At 30.7% G+C, this 16,929-nt stretch carries 17 protein-coding genes; 7 read left to right on the top strand and 10 right to left on the bottom strand.

What is annotated here, in order from left to right:
• Entirely contained in the window at positions 1-468 is a 468-nt protein-coding gene (locus tag HA151_RS04565) for a serine hydroxymethyltransferase (RefSeq protein WP_209106325.1), read from the top strand.
• 16 nt (positions 469-484) lie between these two features.
• On the opposite strand, the gene dnaG is transcribed toward HA151_RS04565, so the two are convergent.
• Positions 485-2,518: a DNA primase gene (dnaG, locus tag HA151_RS04560; protein WP_209106324.1), complete on the bottom strand. Its 2,034-nt coding sequence runs from the start codon at positions 2,516-2,518 to the stop codon at positions 485-487.
• A gap of 95 nt (positions 2,519-2,613) precedes the next feature.
• Here dnaG and HA151_RS04555 point away from each other — a divergent pair, with 95 nt between their 5' ends.
• From HA151_RS04555 to HA151_RS04535, 5 genes are read left to right on the top strand one after another with little or no spacing between them, the layout of a single operon-like run.
• Positions 2,614-3,504: a DMT family transporter gene (locus tag HA151_RS04555; RefSeq protein ID WP_209106323.1), complete on the top strand. Its 891-nt coding sequence runs from the start codon at positions 2,614-2,616 to the stop codon at positions 3,502-3,504.
• An 18-nt stretch (positions 3,505-3,522) separates the two neighbouring features.
• Positions 3,523-3,885 (top strand): glycine zipper 2TM domain-containing protein, encoded by a 363-nt coding sequence (locus HA151_RS04550; RefSeq protein ID WP_209106322.1) that lies wholly within the window; start codon positions 3,523-3,525, stop codon positions 3,883-3,885.
• A complete protein-coding gene (ruvA, locus tag HA151_RS04545; RefSeq protein ID WP_209106321.1) occupies positions 3,886-4,563 on the top strand; it encodes a Holliday junction branch migration protein RuvA in 678 nt (225 codons plus the stop codon). It abuts the gene before it with no gap.
• Positions 4,564-4,595: 32 nt separating this feature from the next.
• On the top strand, positions 4,596-4,865 hold the full coding sequence (gene rpsO, locus HA151_RS04540; protein WP_209106320.1) for a 30S ribosomal protein S15: 270 nt from the start codon (positions 4,596-4,598) through the stop codon (positions 4,863-4,865).
• 9 nt (positions 4,866-4,874) lie between these two features.
• Entirely contained in the window at positions 4,875-5,324 is a 450-nt protein-coding gene (locus tag HA151_RS04535) for a PAM68 family protein (protein WP_209106319.1), read from the top strand.
• 1 nt (position 5,325) lies between these two features.
• Here HA151_RS04535 and HA151_RS04530 read toward each other — a convergent pair whose 3' ends face one another.
• The 9 genes from HA151_RS04530 to HA151_RS04490 form a co-directional block, all read right to left on the bottom strand.
• Complete coding sequence (locus HA151_RS04530) at positions 5,326-8,823, bottom strand: DNA polymerase III subunit alpha (RefSeq protein ID WP_209106318.1); 3,498 nt, start codon at positions 8,821-8,823, stop codon at positions 5,326-5,328.
• A gap of 84 nt (positions 8,824-8,907) precedes the next feature.
• Complete coding sequence (gatA, locus tag HA151_RS04525) at positions 8,908-10,356, bottom strand: Asp-tRNA(Asn)/Glu-tRNA(Gln) amidotransferase subunit GatA (protein ID WP_209106317.1); 1,449 nt, start codon at positions 10,354-10,356, stop codon at positions 8,908-8,910.
• 28 nt (positions 10,357-10,384) lie between these two features.
• The gene (locus HA151_RS04520; protein WP_209106316.1) at positions 10,385-10,600 is read right to left on the bottom strand and encodes a DUF1816 domain-containing protein; all 216 of its coding nucleotides are present in this window, start codon (positions 10,598-10,600) and stop codon (positions 10,385-10,387) included.
• Positions 10,601-10,749: 149 nt separating this feature from the next.
• The gene (gene rlmB / locus HA151_RS04515) at positions 10,750-11,760 is read right to left on the bottom strand and encodes a 23S rRNA (guanosine(2251)-2'-O)-methyltransferase RlmB (RefSeq protein WP_209106315.1); all 1,011 of its coding nucleotides are present in this window, start codon (positions 11,758-11,760) and stop codon (positions 10,750-10,752) included.
• 4 nt (positions 11,761-11,764) lie between these two features.
• On the bottom strand, positions 11,765-12,163 hold the full coding sequence (locus HA151_RS04510; RefSeq protein ID WP_209106314.1) for a ribonuclease III domain-containing protein: 399 nt from the start codon (positions 12,161-12,163) through the stop codon (positions 11,765-11,767).
• A complete protein-coding gene (locus tag HA151_RS04505; protein WP_245151590.1) occupies positions 12,160-12,528 on the bottom strand; it encodes an STAS domain-containing protein in 369 nt (122 codons plus the stop codon). The genes HA151_RS04510 and HA151_RS04505 overlap by 4 nt, the downstream gene beginning before the upstream one ends.
• 57 nt (positions 12,529-12,585) lie before the next feature.
• Entirely contained in the window at positions 12,586-13,725 is a 1,140-nt protein-coding gene (gene carA / locus HA151_RS04500; protein WP_209106313.1) for a glutamine-hydrolyzing carbamoyl-phosphate synthase small subunit, read from the bottom strand.
• Complete coding sequence (gene trpD, locus HA151_RS04495; RefSeq protein WP_209106312.1) at positions 13,725-14,774, bottom strand: anthranilate phosphoribosyltransferase; 1,050 nt, start codon at positions 14,772-14,774, stop codon at positions 13,725-13,727. The genes carA and trpD overlap by 1 nt, the downstream gene beginning before the upstream one ends.
• Positions 14,775-14,805: 31 nt before the next feature.
• Positions 14,806-15,102, bottom strand: a complete 297-nt coding sequence (locus tag HA151_RS04490; protein WP_209106311.1) for a DUF3288 family protein — start codon at positions 15,100-15,102, stop codon at positions 14,806-14,808.
• An 80-nt stretch (positions 15,103-15,182) separates the two neighbouring features.
• On the opposite strand from HA151_RS04490, the gene HA151_RS04485 reads away from it, so the two are divergent.
• Positions 15,183-16,928 (top strand): ABC transporter ATP-binding protein, encoded by a 1,746-nt coding sequence (locus HA151_RS04485; RefSeq protein WP_209106310.1) that lies wholly within the window; start codon positions 15,183-15,185, stop codon positions 16,926-16,928.
• Position 16,929: the final 1 nt, after the last annotated feature.

The following is a 16,929-nucleotide window of genomic DNA, read 5'->3' as shown; positions in this document are numbered from 1 at the left end:
ATGGAATTTATAATATTTTTGAGCAAATTAGATAAAGAAATTCTTGACTTATTAATAAAAGCAAACTATATAGTTGAAGAAAATAAAATTGAATGCCTTTTAAACAAAGAAATAAAAGGACTACATAACTTTGAAGAAAATAAAATAATAATATGTACTGAAAATGCAAAAAGGAAAACGAATTATAGAAATAAAAAGCATGGACCAAACAAAGATAACTTCAAAACAGAATTGGCAATAAGAAAAGCATTAAGACATGAAGCAGCTCATGCTATACAAAAATGTAATAACAATAAAATAGTAGGGGATATAAAAAAATTAGAAAGCAAATTGCATCAAAGTAAAAGAAAAGCATTAGAGTTCTCTAGTTCAAATTTTTCTGGTACTTATGCAAAAGAAGTAGAAGCTTATGTTCTTGAAGATAAACCCAAAAAAGTTAAAAACTTGATTAAAAAATACTGCCTATAAATTAAAAATTTTTATATTAACTAGCGATGAAATTGCCACAACGTTGTTTGTCTAAAAAATTTATATGTTGTCTTTCTAAGTAATATAATTCCTGAAATTTAATGGCATCTGAGTTTAAATCCTTAAAAAGATCATCTATTTCTTTATTTGTATTTGAGGAACTTGAAGATGAATTATCAATTAAGATGGATATACAGTTTTCTAAGGTTTTTAATCTTTGAGATCCCCAAGATTCGATCAAGTGTCTACATCTTTTTAGAGAATTATATTTTTCAAGAAGTGATAAAGTTCCAAGTAAATTGTCTTTAGGATTACTAAGCAATGTTAAGTACAACTCATTTGGATTAACAAAAATATTAATTTTATTTGATGATTCCGGATTATTAATAGCTAAGTAGTCAGGCAAAAGTGAAATTAGATTAATAGCAGAAAGATCTTTTTGAAGAATTTGATTATTTGTTTGTTTTAATTCATTTAAATAATTTAAACCCAAATTATTTTGTTCAATTGTTGAAATAGATTCCCATAAATTTTGAATATATTTAGTATTAAAACCATTAATTTCTCTTTTAAGAAATTCATCACGAATAAAGAGTCTAAGATCAGGACAATGCAAATAATAAAAGATTATTTCCGATTCATTTTTCTCACGACGAGAAATTTCATTTGGTTGTTCAAATTTTTTTGATCTACCATGCCAACGAAATCCCTTAACTTGATTTCTTAAATCTTGTTCAAACTGTATAGCTAACCTGGCTTGACCCTTACTTAATCGTTCGGAAACTTTTTGTAGGTAATGAGTCCTGGTTGATGATTGAGGTAATTTACTCAGCAATTTTACCAATGAAGAAATAACACTCTGGAAAATTTCTGACTTAGTTAAATCTTTATCTTTAAAGATCTGATCAATCTCCCAATCAATCCAAAAGGATGAATTATCAATCAAATTAAAATAATCTTCAGGAGTATGACTATTTAAATATTCGTCAGGATCTTTAAAATCACTTAGTTGAAGTATCTTAAGATTAATTTGATCATGAATGGATAGACTCTCGACTTCTTTAATTACTCTTTTTGTAGCTAAAATTCCTGCATTATCAGAATCAAAATTCAAAATTATATTTTTATTATCTGTACATCTACAAAGTTGAGAAATTTGATACTTATTTAATGCAGTACCAAGGGAAGCTACAGAATTATTAATACCTTTTGCATGAAGAGAAATTACATCAAAGTATCCTTCAACAATAATAGCTTTATCTCTTTTCCTAATATTGCTAGAAGCTTTTTCAAATGCAAACAACATTTTGCCCTTTTCAAATATCTCTGATTCAGGAGAATTCAGGTATTTAGGTTCCTGAGCATCAAGAGATCTTCCTCCAAAAGCAACTACTCTTCCCTGCATATCATGAATTGGAACAATTAATCTATTTCTAAAACGATCATAAATCTTGTCAGAATTATCTTTAGATATTGCAAGACCGGAAGCTAATATTAAATTGATAGGAAATTTTTCTACCTTGGATAGATATTCAAATAAATCATTCCATGAATTTGGGGCAAAACCTAATTCAAAGTTATCAATAATCTTGTTACTCAAGTTTCTCTTTGATGTTAAATATTTCATAGCTTCAACACCAAGAGAATTATTTAATTGAGACTTAAACCAATTTTTAGTAACTCTTAATATTTTATAAAGCTCTTCCTTTCTAGATAATTGTTTTTTATAAGCTTCTAATTGGGGACCCTCGAGATTTTCAACATTTATATTATTTTTTTTAGCGAGAGAAAGTACAACATCTGAAAAATTTGCACGAGTAAATTCCATTAAAAATTTAATAGAGTTACCACCAGCACCACAAGAAAAACAATAATAGAATTGTTTACTAGGTGATACCGTCATAGATGGCTTAGTATCATCATGAAAAGGGCAAATCCCAACAAATTCCTTGCCTTTCTTCTTAAGAACAATATGTTCAGATATAACGTCAACAATATCTGCTTTTTCCTTAACCTCTTGAATAGTTCTTGGGTGTATAGAATGAACCATTGAGATTATTATCGAAAAATAAATAATGATTTATTCGTTATAGGTCAAAATCAAATAAGAATCTACTTAATTTCACAATAAAATTATTTTTTTAAATGATAAATATCGAAAAATTAGAAAAAAGACTTAATTCATTAAAAAAGTATAATTTGGTATTTGCCTCATTCTTCTTCAGTTTGATGACTTTGTGCGTAAAAAATATTGATAAAAGGATACCTATTTATGAATTAGTTTTATTTAGATCATTGATAAGTTTAATAATTACATTATTTATAATTAACATAAAAAATATAAATCCTTGGGGCAAAAATAGGCCACTACTTATCTTAAGAGGTTTTTTAGGAACTTTAGCTTTAATTTGTATTTTTTATGCGATAAGAAATATGCCTCTTAGTATATCTACAGTCATTCAGTACACATATCCTATTTTTATATCTATATTTGCTGTCATATTTATAAACGAAAAAATAAAGCGTAATATAATTTTTGCATTAATTATTGCCTGGATTGGAATATTAGTAATATTGAATCCAAGCCAATTATCAAATATAAACGTTGAAATTGAAATTATTTCGATTTTGATAGCATTTCTTGGAGCAATCTGCACTGCATTAGCTTACGTTACAGTTAAGAAACTTTCAATTAGTGAAGATATTTATGTAATTATTGAATATTTCCCACTTGTTTCTTTTATAACTCTATTGCCAATAGTATTAATCAATTGGGTTACCCCAAATTGGAGTGAATTAGTTTGGATATTAGGAATTGGTTTATTTACTCAATTAGGTCAGACTTTCTTAACTATAGGATTAAAGAATTTACCTGCTTCTGAAGCATCAATAATTAATTATTTACAAGTATTATTTGGTTCAATTTGGGGGATTTTGTTTTTTAGTGAAATAATAAACATAAATTTTTTATTAGGCGCCTCACTAGTTTTATTAGGAACTATTATATCTACTACCAAAATAATCAAAAGGACATAGAATACAATTAGTTTAAAAATGATGATGAAATTTCACTATTTAGCTTTATTATTTTGTTTTTCTCCTATTGCTCAAGTTAATGCAACAACCCCAAAATCAGTAACTTGTACAAGAACTGAATATAGAGAAGAATACATTCCTGGAACGAGATCAAACCCAGGCTACGTAAAAAGTTATGAGGTAGACGTTGTAATACCTTGTGGAGGTCAAAACAAAGCTGAAAAAATAGATGATAATGACTGTAGTGAAGGTTCTGTTATAGGGGGTCTTCTTGGTGCTGGAATTGCATTATCCTCATCTAGAGGGAAAGACAGGTTTTGGGCCGTACCAGCGGGAGGTACTGCAGGGGCTCTAATTGGATGTCAAGTGGATGGTGGTTAATTGATTAGTTGGATAAATGGAGATTTAGTTGATTTATGGCAAACTAATCAAAAATTTTTTGTTTTAATAAATTGCCAAGGATTAGGATACGAAATACAAATACTAGAATCTTTTTTTCTCAAGTTAAAAACAAATCAGATATCTACTAAAAACATCAATCTTTGGATAAAGCATATAAAAAAAGAAGATTCAGATTTATTATTTGGCTTTACATCAAAGGATCAAAAAAATTTCTTCATTGAAATTTTAAGTATTCGAGGTGTTGGATCTCAAATTGGTATTGGGATATTAAACAAATTTTCTATTAGTGAAGTTATAAATGCAATACAAACACAAGACAAAAAATTAATTTGTTCTGTACCTGGTATAGGACAAAAAATGAGTGATCGGTTAATTTTAGAATTAAAAAGCAAATTTAAAAGCGAAATATTACATGAAGAAGAAAAAAACAAAGATGAATTTGAGATTAAGGATCCTGAGATAAATAAAATGATAGAAGACCTTCAGTTAACCCTTCAATCATTAAGTTACAAAAACAAAGAAATAAATACTATTTTGCCAATTATTATTAAAGAAATAGATCTCCTAGGTAAAAAAGAAAATAATTTATCATTTGAAAAACTATTGAAATTAGCTATGCATTATCTGGATGAGGATAGTAGTAATATAGCTAGATGACGTAGTATCATAGATAAAAAGAAATAAATTTTATGTCATTAGATACAGCTGAAAAACAGAAGCTGATTGAAAATCATCAGGTGCATCCAACTGATACAGGTTCAGTTGAAGTTCAGGTAGCAATGCTTTCTAAAAGAATATCGAAATTAAGTGATCATCTTCAAGGAAACATTCATGATTTCGCTTCAAGGCAAGGATTATTAAAAATGATTGGTAAAAGGAAAAGATTACTATCTTACATAAAAGACAAAAACGTTCAAAAATATCAAGAACTAGTTAAGAAAATTGGAATCAGAGGATGATCTCAATTAATGAAAAAAAAGCAATCAAAAAAAAAGACACAAAATAAAAAGAAAAAAAACTATTCTGAAACAACTGCTTTCGCTAATCTAGAAAAAACATCTATTCCTGTAAGTAAGCCAAATCCATCATCTAGTGGCATCCCAAAATATGTTGCTGACAGAATGGCAAGAAGAATATTCTTTACAGCTGGAATACCGACAATATTAGGAATGTCTGTTTTTGTCGTTAGCTACATTATAGTTACAAGAAATATTGCTGAAATACCTCCTTCCTCAACCATTGCAATTTCAGCATTGTTTTTCTTGTTAGGTCTAGCAGGATTGAGTTTTGGAATATTATCAGCTAGTTGGGATAAAGAGCCTGGATCTTTTTTTGGTATTGAAAATATACCAATGAATATACAACGTGCAAAAGCTGCCTTTAAACCTGCAACTCAAAATTATGAGGATAAAAGTTAATTTAGGAAACTAAAGATTTCAAATTAACTTGGAATGATTTATCTTCTAATAATTTGCGAGCTCCTTGAATATCTCCAATACAGAATTGTTCACCAAATTTAACGTAGGTAACACTATTTTTATTTCTTACAGCAGCTAAAACTGGAGTCTTGATTCCACATTTACCTTTATCGGGTTTAAATTTAATTAAGCAGTCTCTCAAGGTATTTTGTACCCTTACATCTGATGCTTGAGAACTATCAAGATTAATGATAAGTAGTTTAAGGTTATCTATTTCTCTACAATCATCAATTATTAATTGAGTTTTATCACTTTTTTTGTCTATCGTTCCCCAGACCAATAGCCTAATATCAGTCAAAAGAAATTCTGATAATCTGACATAGGTTTTTGGAAAAACTATTGCTTCACAACTTCCAGAAAGATCTTCAAGTTGAACTATAGCCATCCTATCTCCTTTTCTCGTAGTGATTTGCTTCAACTCAGGGATCATTACAACTAAAGAGACTTTGGTTCTATCTTTTGTTTCATCTAACTGTGAAATACTAATTGGGGATACAAGTTTAGCTGGCTTAGTTAAATGTTTTAAAGGATGATCAGATAAGTAAAAGCCTAAAAGCTCCTTTTCTAACTTTAACTTTTCAATTAATGAATAATCATCAACCTTAGCTAGTTGTGAATCTGAAAATGCTACATTTGAAAATTCTTCTTTGCAATCAAATAGATTTCCCTGCCCGGATAATCTATCTCGATTTCGTGAAGAGGCCCATTCCATGACATGTTCGAGATCTGACAATAATTGAGCTCTATTATTGTCATTAGAAAACTCATCAAGTGCTCCACAATGAATTAAAGATTCAATGCTTCTTTTGTTAAGTACATTAGAAGGTAAACGATCGCACAAATCTGATAATGATTTAAAACTTCCAAAATTATTCCGATTTTCAATAATATTTCTTATAGCAGAATCTCCTAAATTTTTAATTGCAGAAAGGCCAAATAAAATCTGATTATTCTTTATTGTAAAATCAATTCCAGAAAAATTAATACTAGGTGAAATAACTTCTATACCCATCGAATAACAATTAGAAATATATCTTTGCATCTTGTCAGTAGATCCAGAATTTACGCTTAAAAGTGCCGCCATATATGCAACAGGAAAATGAGCTTTTAAAAATGCAGTTTGATAAGTTACTGCACCATAAGCAGTTGAGTGGCTTTTGTTAAAACAATATTCTGCAAATAAAACCATTTGATCAAAAAGATCATTTGCTAATTTTTCATTTACACCCTTCTTCATTGATCCCTCTACAAAAATATTCCTATGCTTTACCATCTCTGATACTTTCTTTTTTCCCATTGCTCTACGAAGTAAATCCGCATCACCCAAAGAATAACCGGCTAAGTCTTGCGCAATTTTCATAATTTGTTCTTGATAAACCATAATTCCATAGGTTTCGGTAAGAATTGATTTTATAGAAGGATGAGGGTAATCAACCTTTTCGTTCCCATTTTTTCGATTTATGAATTTTGGTATGAGGCCAGCATCAAGAGGTCCAGGTCTATAAAGAGCTAAGATCGATGAAATATCTTCAAGAGAGTTAGGTTTAAAGTCCTTTACAACTTGCTTCATCCCAGAAGATTCAAGTTGAAATATACCTTCAAGATCGCCGCTACCAATCAGCTCAAATGTTTTAGAGTCATTTTGAGGTAAATTATCAATATTTATTATCTTTCCACTGGATTGACTAATCAGTGAAACTGTCTTTTCAATCATAGTAAGATTTTTAAGACCTAAAAAATCCATTTTCAATAATCCAAGTGATTCAATATCATCCATAGAGTATTGAGTTATTATTTGTCCTTCATTATTTCTTTGAAGAGGTACAAGTTCATCAAGAGGATCTGATGAAATAACAACACCTGCAGCATGGACCCCATATGTTTTATTAGTACCTTCAATTCTCAAAGCCAAATCAATCCATTTTTTTACCTTATTATCATTGATATATTTATCCCTAAACTCTTGGCAAGGCGAATTCTTATCAATCATTTCTTTAAGTTTATAAGGTTTCCCTCTTACAACTGGAATTAACTTGGCTAATTTATCGGCCTCTCCATAAGGAATATCTAGAACCCTTGCAACATCTTTTAAAACTGCCTTAGAAGTCATTTTATTAAAAGTAATTATTTGGGCAACCTTATCCTCTCCATATCGATTAGTAACATAATCAATAACTTCATTTCTCCTATCAATACAAAAGTCGGTATCAATATCTGGCATAGACTTTCTTGCAGGATTTAAAAATCTCTCAAACAATAATCCATGCTCGACAGGATCTATATTCGTGATTTGAAGAGCGTAGGCTACTAATGAGCCTGCTGCAGATCCTCTACCTGGGCCAACTGGGATAGAACTTTCTCTAGCAAATCTGATATAGTCCCAAACAACCAAAAAATAATCTGGGAAACCCATATCCTTTATAATTTCCAATTCGGAAGATAGTCTTTTTTTATAATTGTCATCTATTTCTGTGAGCGAATTTTTTTTAAGTCTTTTTAATAGACCTTCATTAGATAATTGTGTTAGGAGAGAAAAAGAATTTGTCTCGTCTTTGAGGGGAAATTTTGGCATTCTATATTTTCCAAATAAGTCAAATACTTCAATTTTTTGAGATATTTCTACTGTATTGTTAACTGCCTCCTTAATTGATTCATCATCAATATGATCTTTAAAAAGTTCAAGCATTTCATTTTCACTTTTAATATATTCTGTTCCTGTGTATCTCAATCTTTTTTCATCGCTAATAAGTTTTCCCGTTAATACACAAAGCAAAGCATCATGTGCTTCAACATCCATATTTGATATGTAATGGGCATCATTGGTAGCAATGACTTTAATTTGATGCTTCTTCCCAATTTTTAATAATTCGGTGTTGACGATTCTATCCTCAATAGAGCCATGATCTTGTATTTCTAAATAGAAATCATCTGCAAATAATTTTTTATACCAAAGGGCTATATCCTCAGCTATGTCAAATCTTCCTTTTAAGATGGCTTGGGGTATCTCACCACCAAGACAAGCTGTAGAAACTATAAGACCATCCTTATATTTATTTAAAAGAAATTTATCAATACATGGTCTAGAAAAAATACCTCGGCCTCTCATACCATTTAAGTGGCTAATTGTTGTTAACTTTACGAGATTCTTATAGCCAGTATGATTTTTTGCTAAGACCACCAAATGATACCTTTTTTCTTTTTTAGGTTGAGGATCATCAATAGATCCATTAATTACATACATTTCATTACCAATAATTGGTTTTATTCCTTTCTCCTTACACTTCTTGACTAAATCAAGCACTCCATACATTACGCCATGATCGGTCAAAGCAATAGAATCCATCCCAAGATCAGAAGCTCTATCAACAATTTTAGAAATTTGACTTGCTCCATCAAGTAAACTGTAGTCACTATGATTATGAAGTGAAACGAAACCCATACCCTATCAATTTATATATATAAGATAGAGAAAATTTCAAAAAGATCTATAGTTTGTGATTACAAATTAATTATTAATACAAATTCATAACAAAGGTTTATTCTTTATTACCTGAGCATCAATTTCAAAAACATTGGCAGCATTTAATATTTTATCCTCTTCCAACACATTACCAATAAGTTGAAGACCAATGGGTAACCCTTTTTTATCAAAACCACAAGGAATACTAATAGCTGGGAGTCCAGCTAAATTGGCAGGAACAGTTAACAGATCAGACAAATACATTGAAAGAGGATCATTTGCAAAATCTCCTTTCAAAAAAGCTGTTGTGGGACAAGTCGGAGTTAATAAAATATCTGCTTTCATAAAAGCATTATCGAAATCCTTTCTAATTAGTGTCCTAACTTTTTGAGCTTTTTTATAGTAGGCATCGCTATATCCAGCTGACAAAGCATAAGTACCTATCAAAATTCTTCTTTGAACTTCATCACCAAATCCCTCAGCTCTGCTTTTGGAAGTCATATCTAGAAGATTAGAACCTTCGTTCGATCTGTAACCATATTTAACTCCATCATATCTAGCTAAATTTGCAGATGCCTCTGATGGCGCAATTACATAATATGTTGCAATTCCGTCATTAAATCTAGGACATTCAACTTCGATAATTTCGGCTCCTAAAGCCTTAAATCTCTCAACTCCAGAAAGCACAGATTCTTTAACTTCTTTATTAAGACCAGGATGTTCAAAGCATTCTTTAATGATTCCAATTTTTAAATTCTTTATAGATTTATTTAAATCAGTTAAATAATTTGGTACGGGTTTATCAAGACATGTTGAATCCAAGGGATCATTTCCAGATATTGAATAAAGGATTTCAGCAGCATCTGAGACAGAATTTGTAATTGGCCCAATTTGATCAAGAGAGCTAGCAAATGCTATCAGTCCCCATCTACTTACTCTTCCATAAGTAGGCTTAAGTCCAACAACACCACAAAAAGAAGCTGGCTGTCTAATTGATCCTCCAGTGTCAGAGCCTATAGCAGCTGAACATAATCCAGCCGCAACTGAAGCAGCACTCCCTCCTGAACTTCCTCCTGGAACTCTATTAATATCCCAAGGATTAGATGTAACGCCAAAGACAGATGTTTCTGTTGAACTACCCATTGCAAATTCATCCAAATTTGTTTTTCCTAAACAAATACCACCTGAAGACCATAATTTACTTGATGCAGTGGATTCATATGGAGCGACAAAGCTTTCAAGCATTTTGCTTGCACATGTAGTTACAACTCCTTTAGTACAAATATTATCTTTTATTGCTATTGGTATTCCCGCAAGAGGTGGAAGTATCTCTTCATTCTCTATTAATTTATCTATATATTTTGCTTGATTAATAGCATTATCTTTTGTTGTAGAAATGTAGGAGTTTATTTGGGTGTCATAAGAATCGATTTTTGAAAAAAAATCATTTACTAATTCTTTAACAGAAGCATTTTTACTATTAATTTCCTTTCTTAAAGATTTAAAATCCATTTCTTATCTTCGTATATATTAACTATTATCAAATAGTTAAAGGTTCTTCTTTTTTGCAACGAACAAAACTATGCTTAATATTTGTTGAACCTTCATCTGACAGATCTTTAATAAAAGAAAACATGTTTTCCTTTAAACTACGTTTTGTAATAAATGGGCCATACCAATACGTAACGTTTGGTTGATTTGTCTCAATTTTAGCCCACCAAGCTAAGCCGAGTTTGTTTCCAAAATTTCTAATCAATTTTTAGTTGGTTTTAAAAACCTTCGATTCTTGTCAAATTCTATACAATTTTGTAGTAAAAGTTCAATAAATTTTCATTAATCATATAAATATATTGAAACAACGATATTTTAATTAAATCTAAGAAAATTCAACTTTAACTAATAAATTTATTTACTTGTCAAGTGAAATAGAGATATTGCTGCTGCAACTGAGGCATTTAAGCTTGATGTTTTCCCTTTCAGAGGAATCCTTAATAAAAAATCGCATTTTTTTTGAGTAAGCAAAGAAATACCTTTATTTTCAGACCCGACTACCACTACCATAGGACTTTTTTCATGAAATTTTGAGATCGATAAATGACCATCTCCAGATAATCCAATAACAATAAAACCATTTCTCTTTAGCTCATCAAGTGCTCTATTTAAATTAACAACTCTACTTACTGGCAAATGCTCTATAGCGCCTGCAGCTACCTTGGCGACTGTCCCTGTTAAGCCAGCAGATCTCCTTTGAGGAATGATGATGCCCTTGCAATCAAATGCCTCTGAAGATCTTATGATTGCACCTACATTATGTGGATCAGTAATTCCGTCTAAGGCCAGGATAATTGGATTTGCTGAATTTTGCTTTGAAAAACAGATTAACTTTTCTAGGGATATTGTTTTAGAGCATGCTAATTGCAACGCGACACCTTGATGAGAAGCACCAAAAGTTAATTGTGAAAGCCTGTTCCATGAAACTTCTTCAATGAGGACTCCTTTTGATTTAAGTTCCTTCAGTAAAATATAGAATTTCTCTGAAGAAAAGATTTCTGATGTACACCAAATCCTATTTATAGCTCTTTCACTATTAAGTGTTTCATAAACTGAATGTTTCCCCCATATCCAATCATCAAAATTTTTTTTATTAAAGCGTTCTTGATTCATATTCTGGGCTTTATTAGAAGCCTCTTTATTATTTTTATCTTTTGGCTTTATTCTTTTATTAGATAAAAAGTTATTTTTGTGTTTATCAATTTTTTTTGAATTGTTAACATTCTCATTTTTAGTAGAATTGTTTAAAAGAATATTACTTTTTTTTGATGAACTTGTATCTTTATAGTAAGAATTAGAATAAGAATTTTTGTTGAAGTGTTTGCTATTTTTTTCAGAAAAATTCTTTTTAGAAGTATTTTTCATAGAGTCATTGCATTTTTAATTCAAGATAATCAAAAAGAGTTGATAATCTTTGAGGATCTTTTAGAAACAGCCACCCAATAAGAGTTTCAAAACCAGTTGCTTTAGAATATACGACAGGGTTTGAGGACTTTGGGTTTCTCTTCGTTTTATTTCTAGCACGTCTAATTAAATCCATTTCATTTGCATTTAATAAATGTTCAATATCATCTAAAGATTTTGATTGAGATATTGCCTTTACTTCGTTAACTACTGATAAATGGAGTTCTTTTGATTTTAATGGAAAATGAACATGTCTTAGTCTTTGATGAAGTTCCCATACCGCATCCCCAAGCCAAGCAAGTTGAATGACACCAATTTCATCAGGTGAGCCATGTGGAACTAAGTTTTGAATCCAATAATTCAATTTTTGAAAAAAGTTAATGCATCTTCAAGACTAGACTTTAAGTTAAGAAAATCTCCTAAACGTACAAGTTTAATTGTTTGAGCGACTCTCGAGTTTCCAACAACCGAGAAGCCTAACTTCAACTTTTTACATTCTTTAGCAGTTTGGACAAGAGCACCAAGACCCGAAGAATCTAGAAAATCAATTTTTGTAAGATCAATAACGAATGGTAACTCATTTTTTAAATTATTAGTAATAAAAGACTTAAATTGTTTTTCTGAGAAGGCGTCAAGCTGACCTTTAAAGGTAAAAACAATAATGTTTGTTTTTATATCTAGGTTTCCTCTTAAAGAAACCGTAAGCTTCTGGAAATCTTCTATGATCAAGTTCCTCCCAAAAATAATATATCAAATGTAATTATCAAATCAAAAGAAAACAATATGTCAACATCTATCTAACATTAGAGAAACAAATTTTTTAAATAAATAATCTGAATCATGCGGACCAGGTCCTGCTTCTGGATGATATTGAACACTAAATATTGGTTTATTATTTACCTCTAATCCAGCAACAGTATTATCGTTAAGATTGTAGTGAGTAATTTTCACTATTTCTTTTGAAAGAGAATTAGGATCAATAGCAAAACCATGATTCTGACTAGTTATCTCAATTTGATTATTATTCCCACAAGGATGATTTAGTCCGCGATGTCCGAATGGAAGTTTATAAGTTGAACCACCCAAGGCCAATCCAAATATTTGATGACCGAGGCAAATACCGAACATAGGTATTTCACCATGTTCAATAAGTGATCTCGCCAAATCTATGCCCTCAGTAACGGTAGAAGGATCGCCAGGCCCATTTGAGAAGAATATCCCATCAGGCTTATTAAATAAGACATCTTCTAAAGTAGAGCTAGAAGGTAACACTAAAATTTCACAACCATGAGAGACTAGTCGATTTAAAATTGATTTTTTTATTCCAAAATCAATGGCTACTATTTTTAATTTATTAGGCTTTTCTGAAAGTTTTTGTCTAATGTCAAAATCTGTTTCTGTCGTATTTTGCCAAAAATATTCTTGCTTTGTGGAAACTTCCTTTGATAGATTTAATCCCTCCATTTTTGGGGTTTCATAGATTATTTTTAAACAACTTTCTACAGTTTTATCTTCAGAGGTAAGAGCTCCATTCATCGAGCCATAAGATCTTAATACTTTAACAAGGGCTCTTGTATCAATTCCATAAAGACCTATTATATTTTTCTCAACTAACCATTGATTAAGATTCTTTAGTGATCTCCAATTACTATTATTTGATGAATAATTTCTAACAATTATCCCTTTAACAGTAATATCAGATTCTGAATCTTCAAGATTAATACCGGTATTTCCAATTTCTGGATAAGTGAATGTTAATATTTGTCCATAATAACTTGGATCAGTAATAACCTCCTGATATCCTGTCATTCCAGTATTAAAAACTATTTCGCCAACAGCAGTACCAGAGGCGCCAAAAGAAAATCCAGGAAAAACAATTCCATTATTTAAAACTAATTTTGCATTTTTTTTATATGGATTAATCATTAATTCGTAATTGATTCATCAACGGTTAAATAATTTTTCAACAACAAAAATTTTTTCCAAGGAGTTCCTTGACTAATTGAAAGCAATGCTTTTTTAAATCCTTCGTGCAAATCATCCTCGATACTGGATACCCATAGGACTAAAGCTGTATTCAAAGCTACAACTTCCTTGTGCGACTTTTGTCCAGAACCATCTAAAACAGACTTTAATATTTCTTCGCTTGAATTAATATCAGAAACTACAAGGTTTTCATTAGAAATATTTTCATGATTAAATTCTGAAATATTTATTTTTGAAAATCTTAATTCCCCTTTCTCAACAAATATCAGTTTATTCTCTCCTTGAAGTGAAGCCTCGTCAAGACCGCCATGACCATGGACTACTACTGCTCTGTTCATACCCATTTTTAAAAGTGCATTTGCCATTGGCTCCAATAGATCCTCAGATGCAACCCCAAGTACTTGCGCATTGGGTCTTAACGGATTTACCAATGGTCCAAGTTGATTAAATACAGTTCTAATTCCTAGAGACTTTCTCAGTGGTGCAAGCTTTATTAAAGATTTATGCCATACGGGTGCAAATAAAAAAGTTATTCCAATTTCACTGACGGCAGAAATTACTTTTTCTAATGAACAATTTAAATTCAAACCAAGATTCATTAAAACATCTGCAGACCCAACTTTTCCACTAGCACTTTTATTCCCGTGTTTAGCTATATTTGCACCACAAGATGAAGCTACAAATGCTACTGCAGTGGAGATATTAAATGTATTTGCCCCATCACCTCCAGTACCACAAGTATCTACCATATATAAATTTGGTCTTTTTAAAGGCAACTTGCAAACATTTAAGAGTTCCTCAGCCATAGATGATAATTCAACACCAGTGCAACCCTTAGCTCTCAAAGCACTTAAAAAAGCTCCTGTTTGAACATCAGATATTTCATCATTAAGCCATCTTTGCATTAACGATCTAGAGTTTAAATCATCAAGGTTTTTCCCCTCCAACAAAATATTAAGAAGATCGGGGTTAGATAGTTTAGAAGACATTTAATTATTGAAGAAAACTATGTTGAAAAATTCAATTTGAAGTGTCAAATCCTGATCCAACTAAATCTTTATTTGTATTAGTGGGCCGGAAGCTTTTTGACCAAATAATTTTTGTTTTTGAAAAAAGATCATTTTTATTGATTTTCCAAAATTTTAAAATCTTTTCTATATCCTCCTTAATTTCAATTTCACCTGGGAAATTAGTATAACGATTTATTAATCTAGCTAAATTAATAAAGTCTAGATCTACTGGTTTATCTTTAGCGATAAGAGAATCTACTATATTCTTGTCTGTTGCATGTAGTGGATGAGTTTGTTCGTTACTCATGAATAAATACTGAATCATTTATAAAATTAGCTCACATATTTAAAAATGAAACATTATCTTAATCATATTGGCAAAATTAAATGGAAAATTTAAAGTTAAATATAATTATAAAATACTTGAAACCTTACAAAAAAGAATTTTTGTTAGGTGCTTTAGCACTACTTTTAGTTAATATTTTAAGCGTCGTAATCCCCTTAGAAGTAAAAAATATAATTGATAAATTACAAAATGGGTTCTCCACAGATTTTGTAATTTCTAAATCTTTGTTGTTAATTATTTTGGCAACATCCATGGGTTTAATAAGATTATTTTCAAGGCAAATTGTATTCGGAGTAGGTAGGAAGGTTGAGGTAAATCTTCGTCAGAAACTATTCGATCACTTACTTATCCAGGACCCAGATTGGATACAAAAGAAAGGAAGTGGAGACATTATCACTAGAGCCACGAGTGATGTTGAAAACATAAGAAGGCTTTTGGGTTTCACGGTATTAAGTTTGTGCAACATAGTTCTTGCTTATTCATTTACAATTCCATCAATGTTTTCTATAAATAAAATTTTAACTATATCTGCATTATTGATCTTTCCATTAATCCTTGGAATTGTAAGCTTATTTGGGGGTAGAATGGTCAAACAAAGAAAAGCTCAGCAAGAATCATTATCCAAACTTAGCGATCTTATACAAGAAGATCTTTCTGGAATAAGCGCAATCAAAATTTATGCTCAAGAAAATGCTGAGAAGCAAGAATTTAATATTTATAATAATGCTTATCAAAATTCAGCGATAAAACTTGCAAGAACAGCAAGTACTCTATTTCCTTTGCTGCAAGGTATTTCTTCAATTTCTTTATTAATCTTATTAGGATTAGGAACATTTCAACTTGAAAGTGGATTTATTACTATAGGTGGTTTAGTAGCTCTAATTCTTTACGTAGAGAGGCTTGTTTTCCCAACTGCTCTCTTAGGTTTTACCTTAAACACTTTTCAACTAGGCCAGGTAAGTTTAGATCGCGTAGAAGAAATCCTTGAGAAAAATCCTAATATTGTAGATAAATTAAACACAAAATATTTGAAGAAAAAGATAAAAGGATTATTAGAAGCAAAAGGTTTAACAATAAAGTATCCAGGATCAAAATTCAATTCTCTAAATGGATTAAATTTTAAAATTTATCCAGGAGAACTTATTGCAATAGTAGGACCTGTTGGTTGTGGCAAAACAACATTAGCAAAGTCTCTCGGCAGGACAATTGAAATCCCCGACGGACAATTATTTTTAGATGAAATTGACGTAAAAAATATTAAATTAGTAGATCTTAGAAAAAGTATTGCAATTGTACCGCAAGAAGCATACTTATTTACTTCTACAATCTCAGAAAATCTACGTTTTGGAGAACCAACAGCTTCTAATGGACTTGTTAAAAAAAGTGCCAAAAAGGCTGGTATGATTGATGATATCAATAATTTCCCTCTAAAATTTGAAACAATTGTTGGTGAAAGAGGCATTACACTAAGTGGTGGCCAGAGGCAAAGAACGGCACTTGGAAGAGCTTTACTTGTAAATTCTCCAATTGTCGTTCTTGATGATGCTTTAGCAAGTGTTGACAATAAAACAGCCGCAAAAATAATTGATGAAATGCGAGAAAGAAGTAATAAAACAATTTTGATGATTAGTCACCAACTATCTGTTGCTGCGACTTGTGACAGGATTTTAGTTATGGATAAAGGAGAAATAGTACAACAAGGTAATCATAAAGATTTAGTAAAAAAGAGAGGGCTATATAAAAAACTTTGGGAAAGAGAATTAGCCACTAAAATTGTTAAGAGCTAAA

Origin of the sequence: Prochlorococcus marinus XMU1419, from assembly GCF_017695955.1 — a bacterium.
Taxonomy (GTDB): Bacteria; Cyanobacteriota; Cyanobacteriia; order PCC-6307; family Cyanobiaceae; genus Prochlorococcus_A; species Prochlorococcus_A marinus_AD.
This window is presented reverse-complemented; position numbering and strand designations above follow the sequence as displayed.

Coding starts and splice junctions, on each gene's coding strand:
- HA151_RS04485 (WP_209106310.1), top strand. CDS start 15,183: ATGGAAAATTTAAAGTTAAATATAATTATAAAATACTTGAAACCTTAC.
- dnaG (WP_209106324.1), bottom strand. CDS start 2,518: ATGGTTCATTCTATACACCCAAGAACTATTCAAGAGGTTAAGGAAAAA.
- carA (WP_209106313.1), bottom strand. CDS start 13,725: ATGATTAATCCATATAAAAAAAATGCAAAATTAGTTTTAAATAATGGA.
- HA151_RS04550 (WP_209106322.1), top strand. CDS start 3,523: ATGATGATGAAATTTCACTATTTAGCTTTATTATTTTGTTTTTCTCCT.
- gatA (WP_209106317.1), bottom strand. CDS start 10,356: ATGGATTTTAAATCTTTAAGAAAGGAAATTAATAGTAAAAATGCTTCT.
- HA151_RS04530 (WP_209106318.1), bottom strand. CDS start 8,823: ATGGGTTTCGTTTCACTTCATAATCATAGTGACTACAGTTTACTTGAT.
- rpsO (WP_209106320.1), top strand. CDS start 4,596: ATGTCATTAGATACAGCTGAAAAACAGAAGCTGATTGAAAATCATCAG.
- trpD (WP_209106312.1), bottom strand. CDS start 14,774: ATGTCTTCTAAACTATCTAACCCCGATCTTCTTAATATTTTGTTGGAG.
- HA151_RS04535 (WP_209106319.1), top strand. CDS start 4,875: ATGAAAAAAAAGCAATCAAAAAAAAAGACACAAAATAAAAAGAAAAAA.
- HA151_RS04565 (WP_209106325.1), top strand. CDS start 1: ATGGAATTTATAATATTTTTGAGCAAATTAGATAAAGAAATTCTTGAC.
- HA151_RS04555 (WP_209106323.1), top strand. CDS start 2,614: ATGATAAATATCGAAAAATTAGAAAAAAGACTTAATTCATTAAAAAAG.
- rlmB (WP_209106315.1), bottom strand. CDS start 11,760: ATGAAAAATACTTCTAAAAAGAATTTTTCTGAAAAAAATAGCAAACAC.
- HA151_RS04490 (WP_209106311.1), bottom strand. CDS start 15,102: ATGAGTAACGAACAAACTCATCCACTACATGCAACAGACAAGAATATA.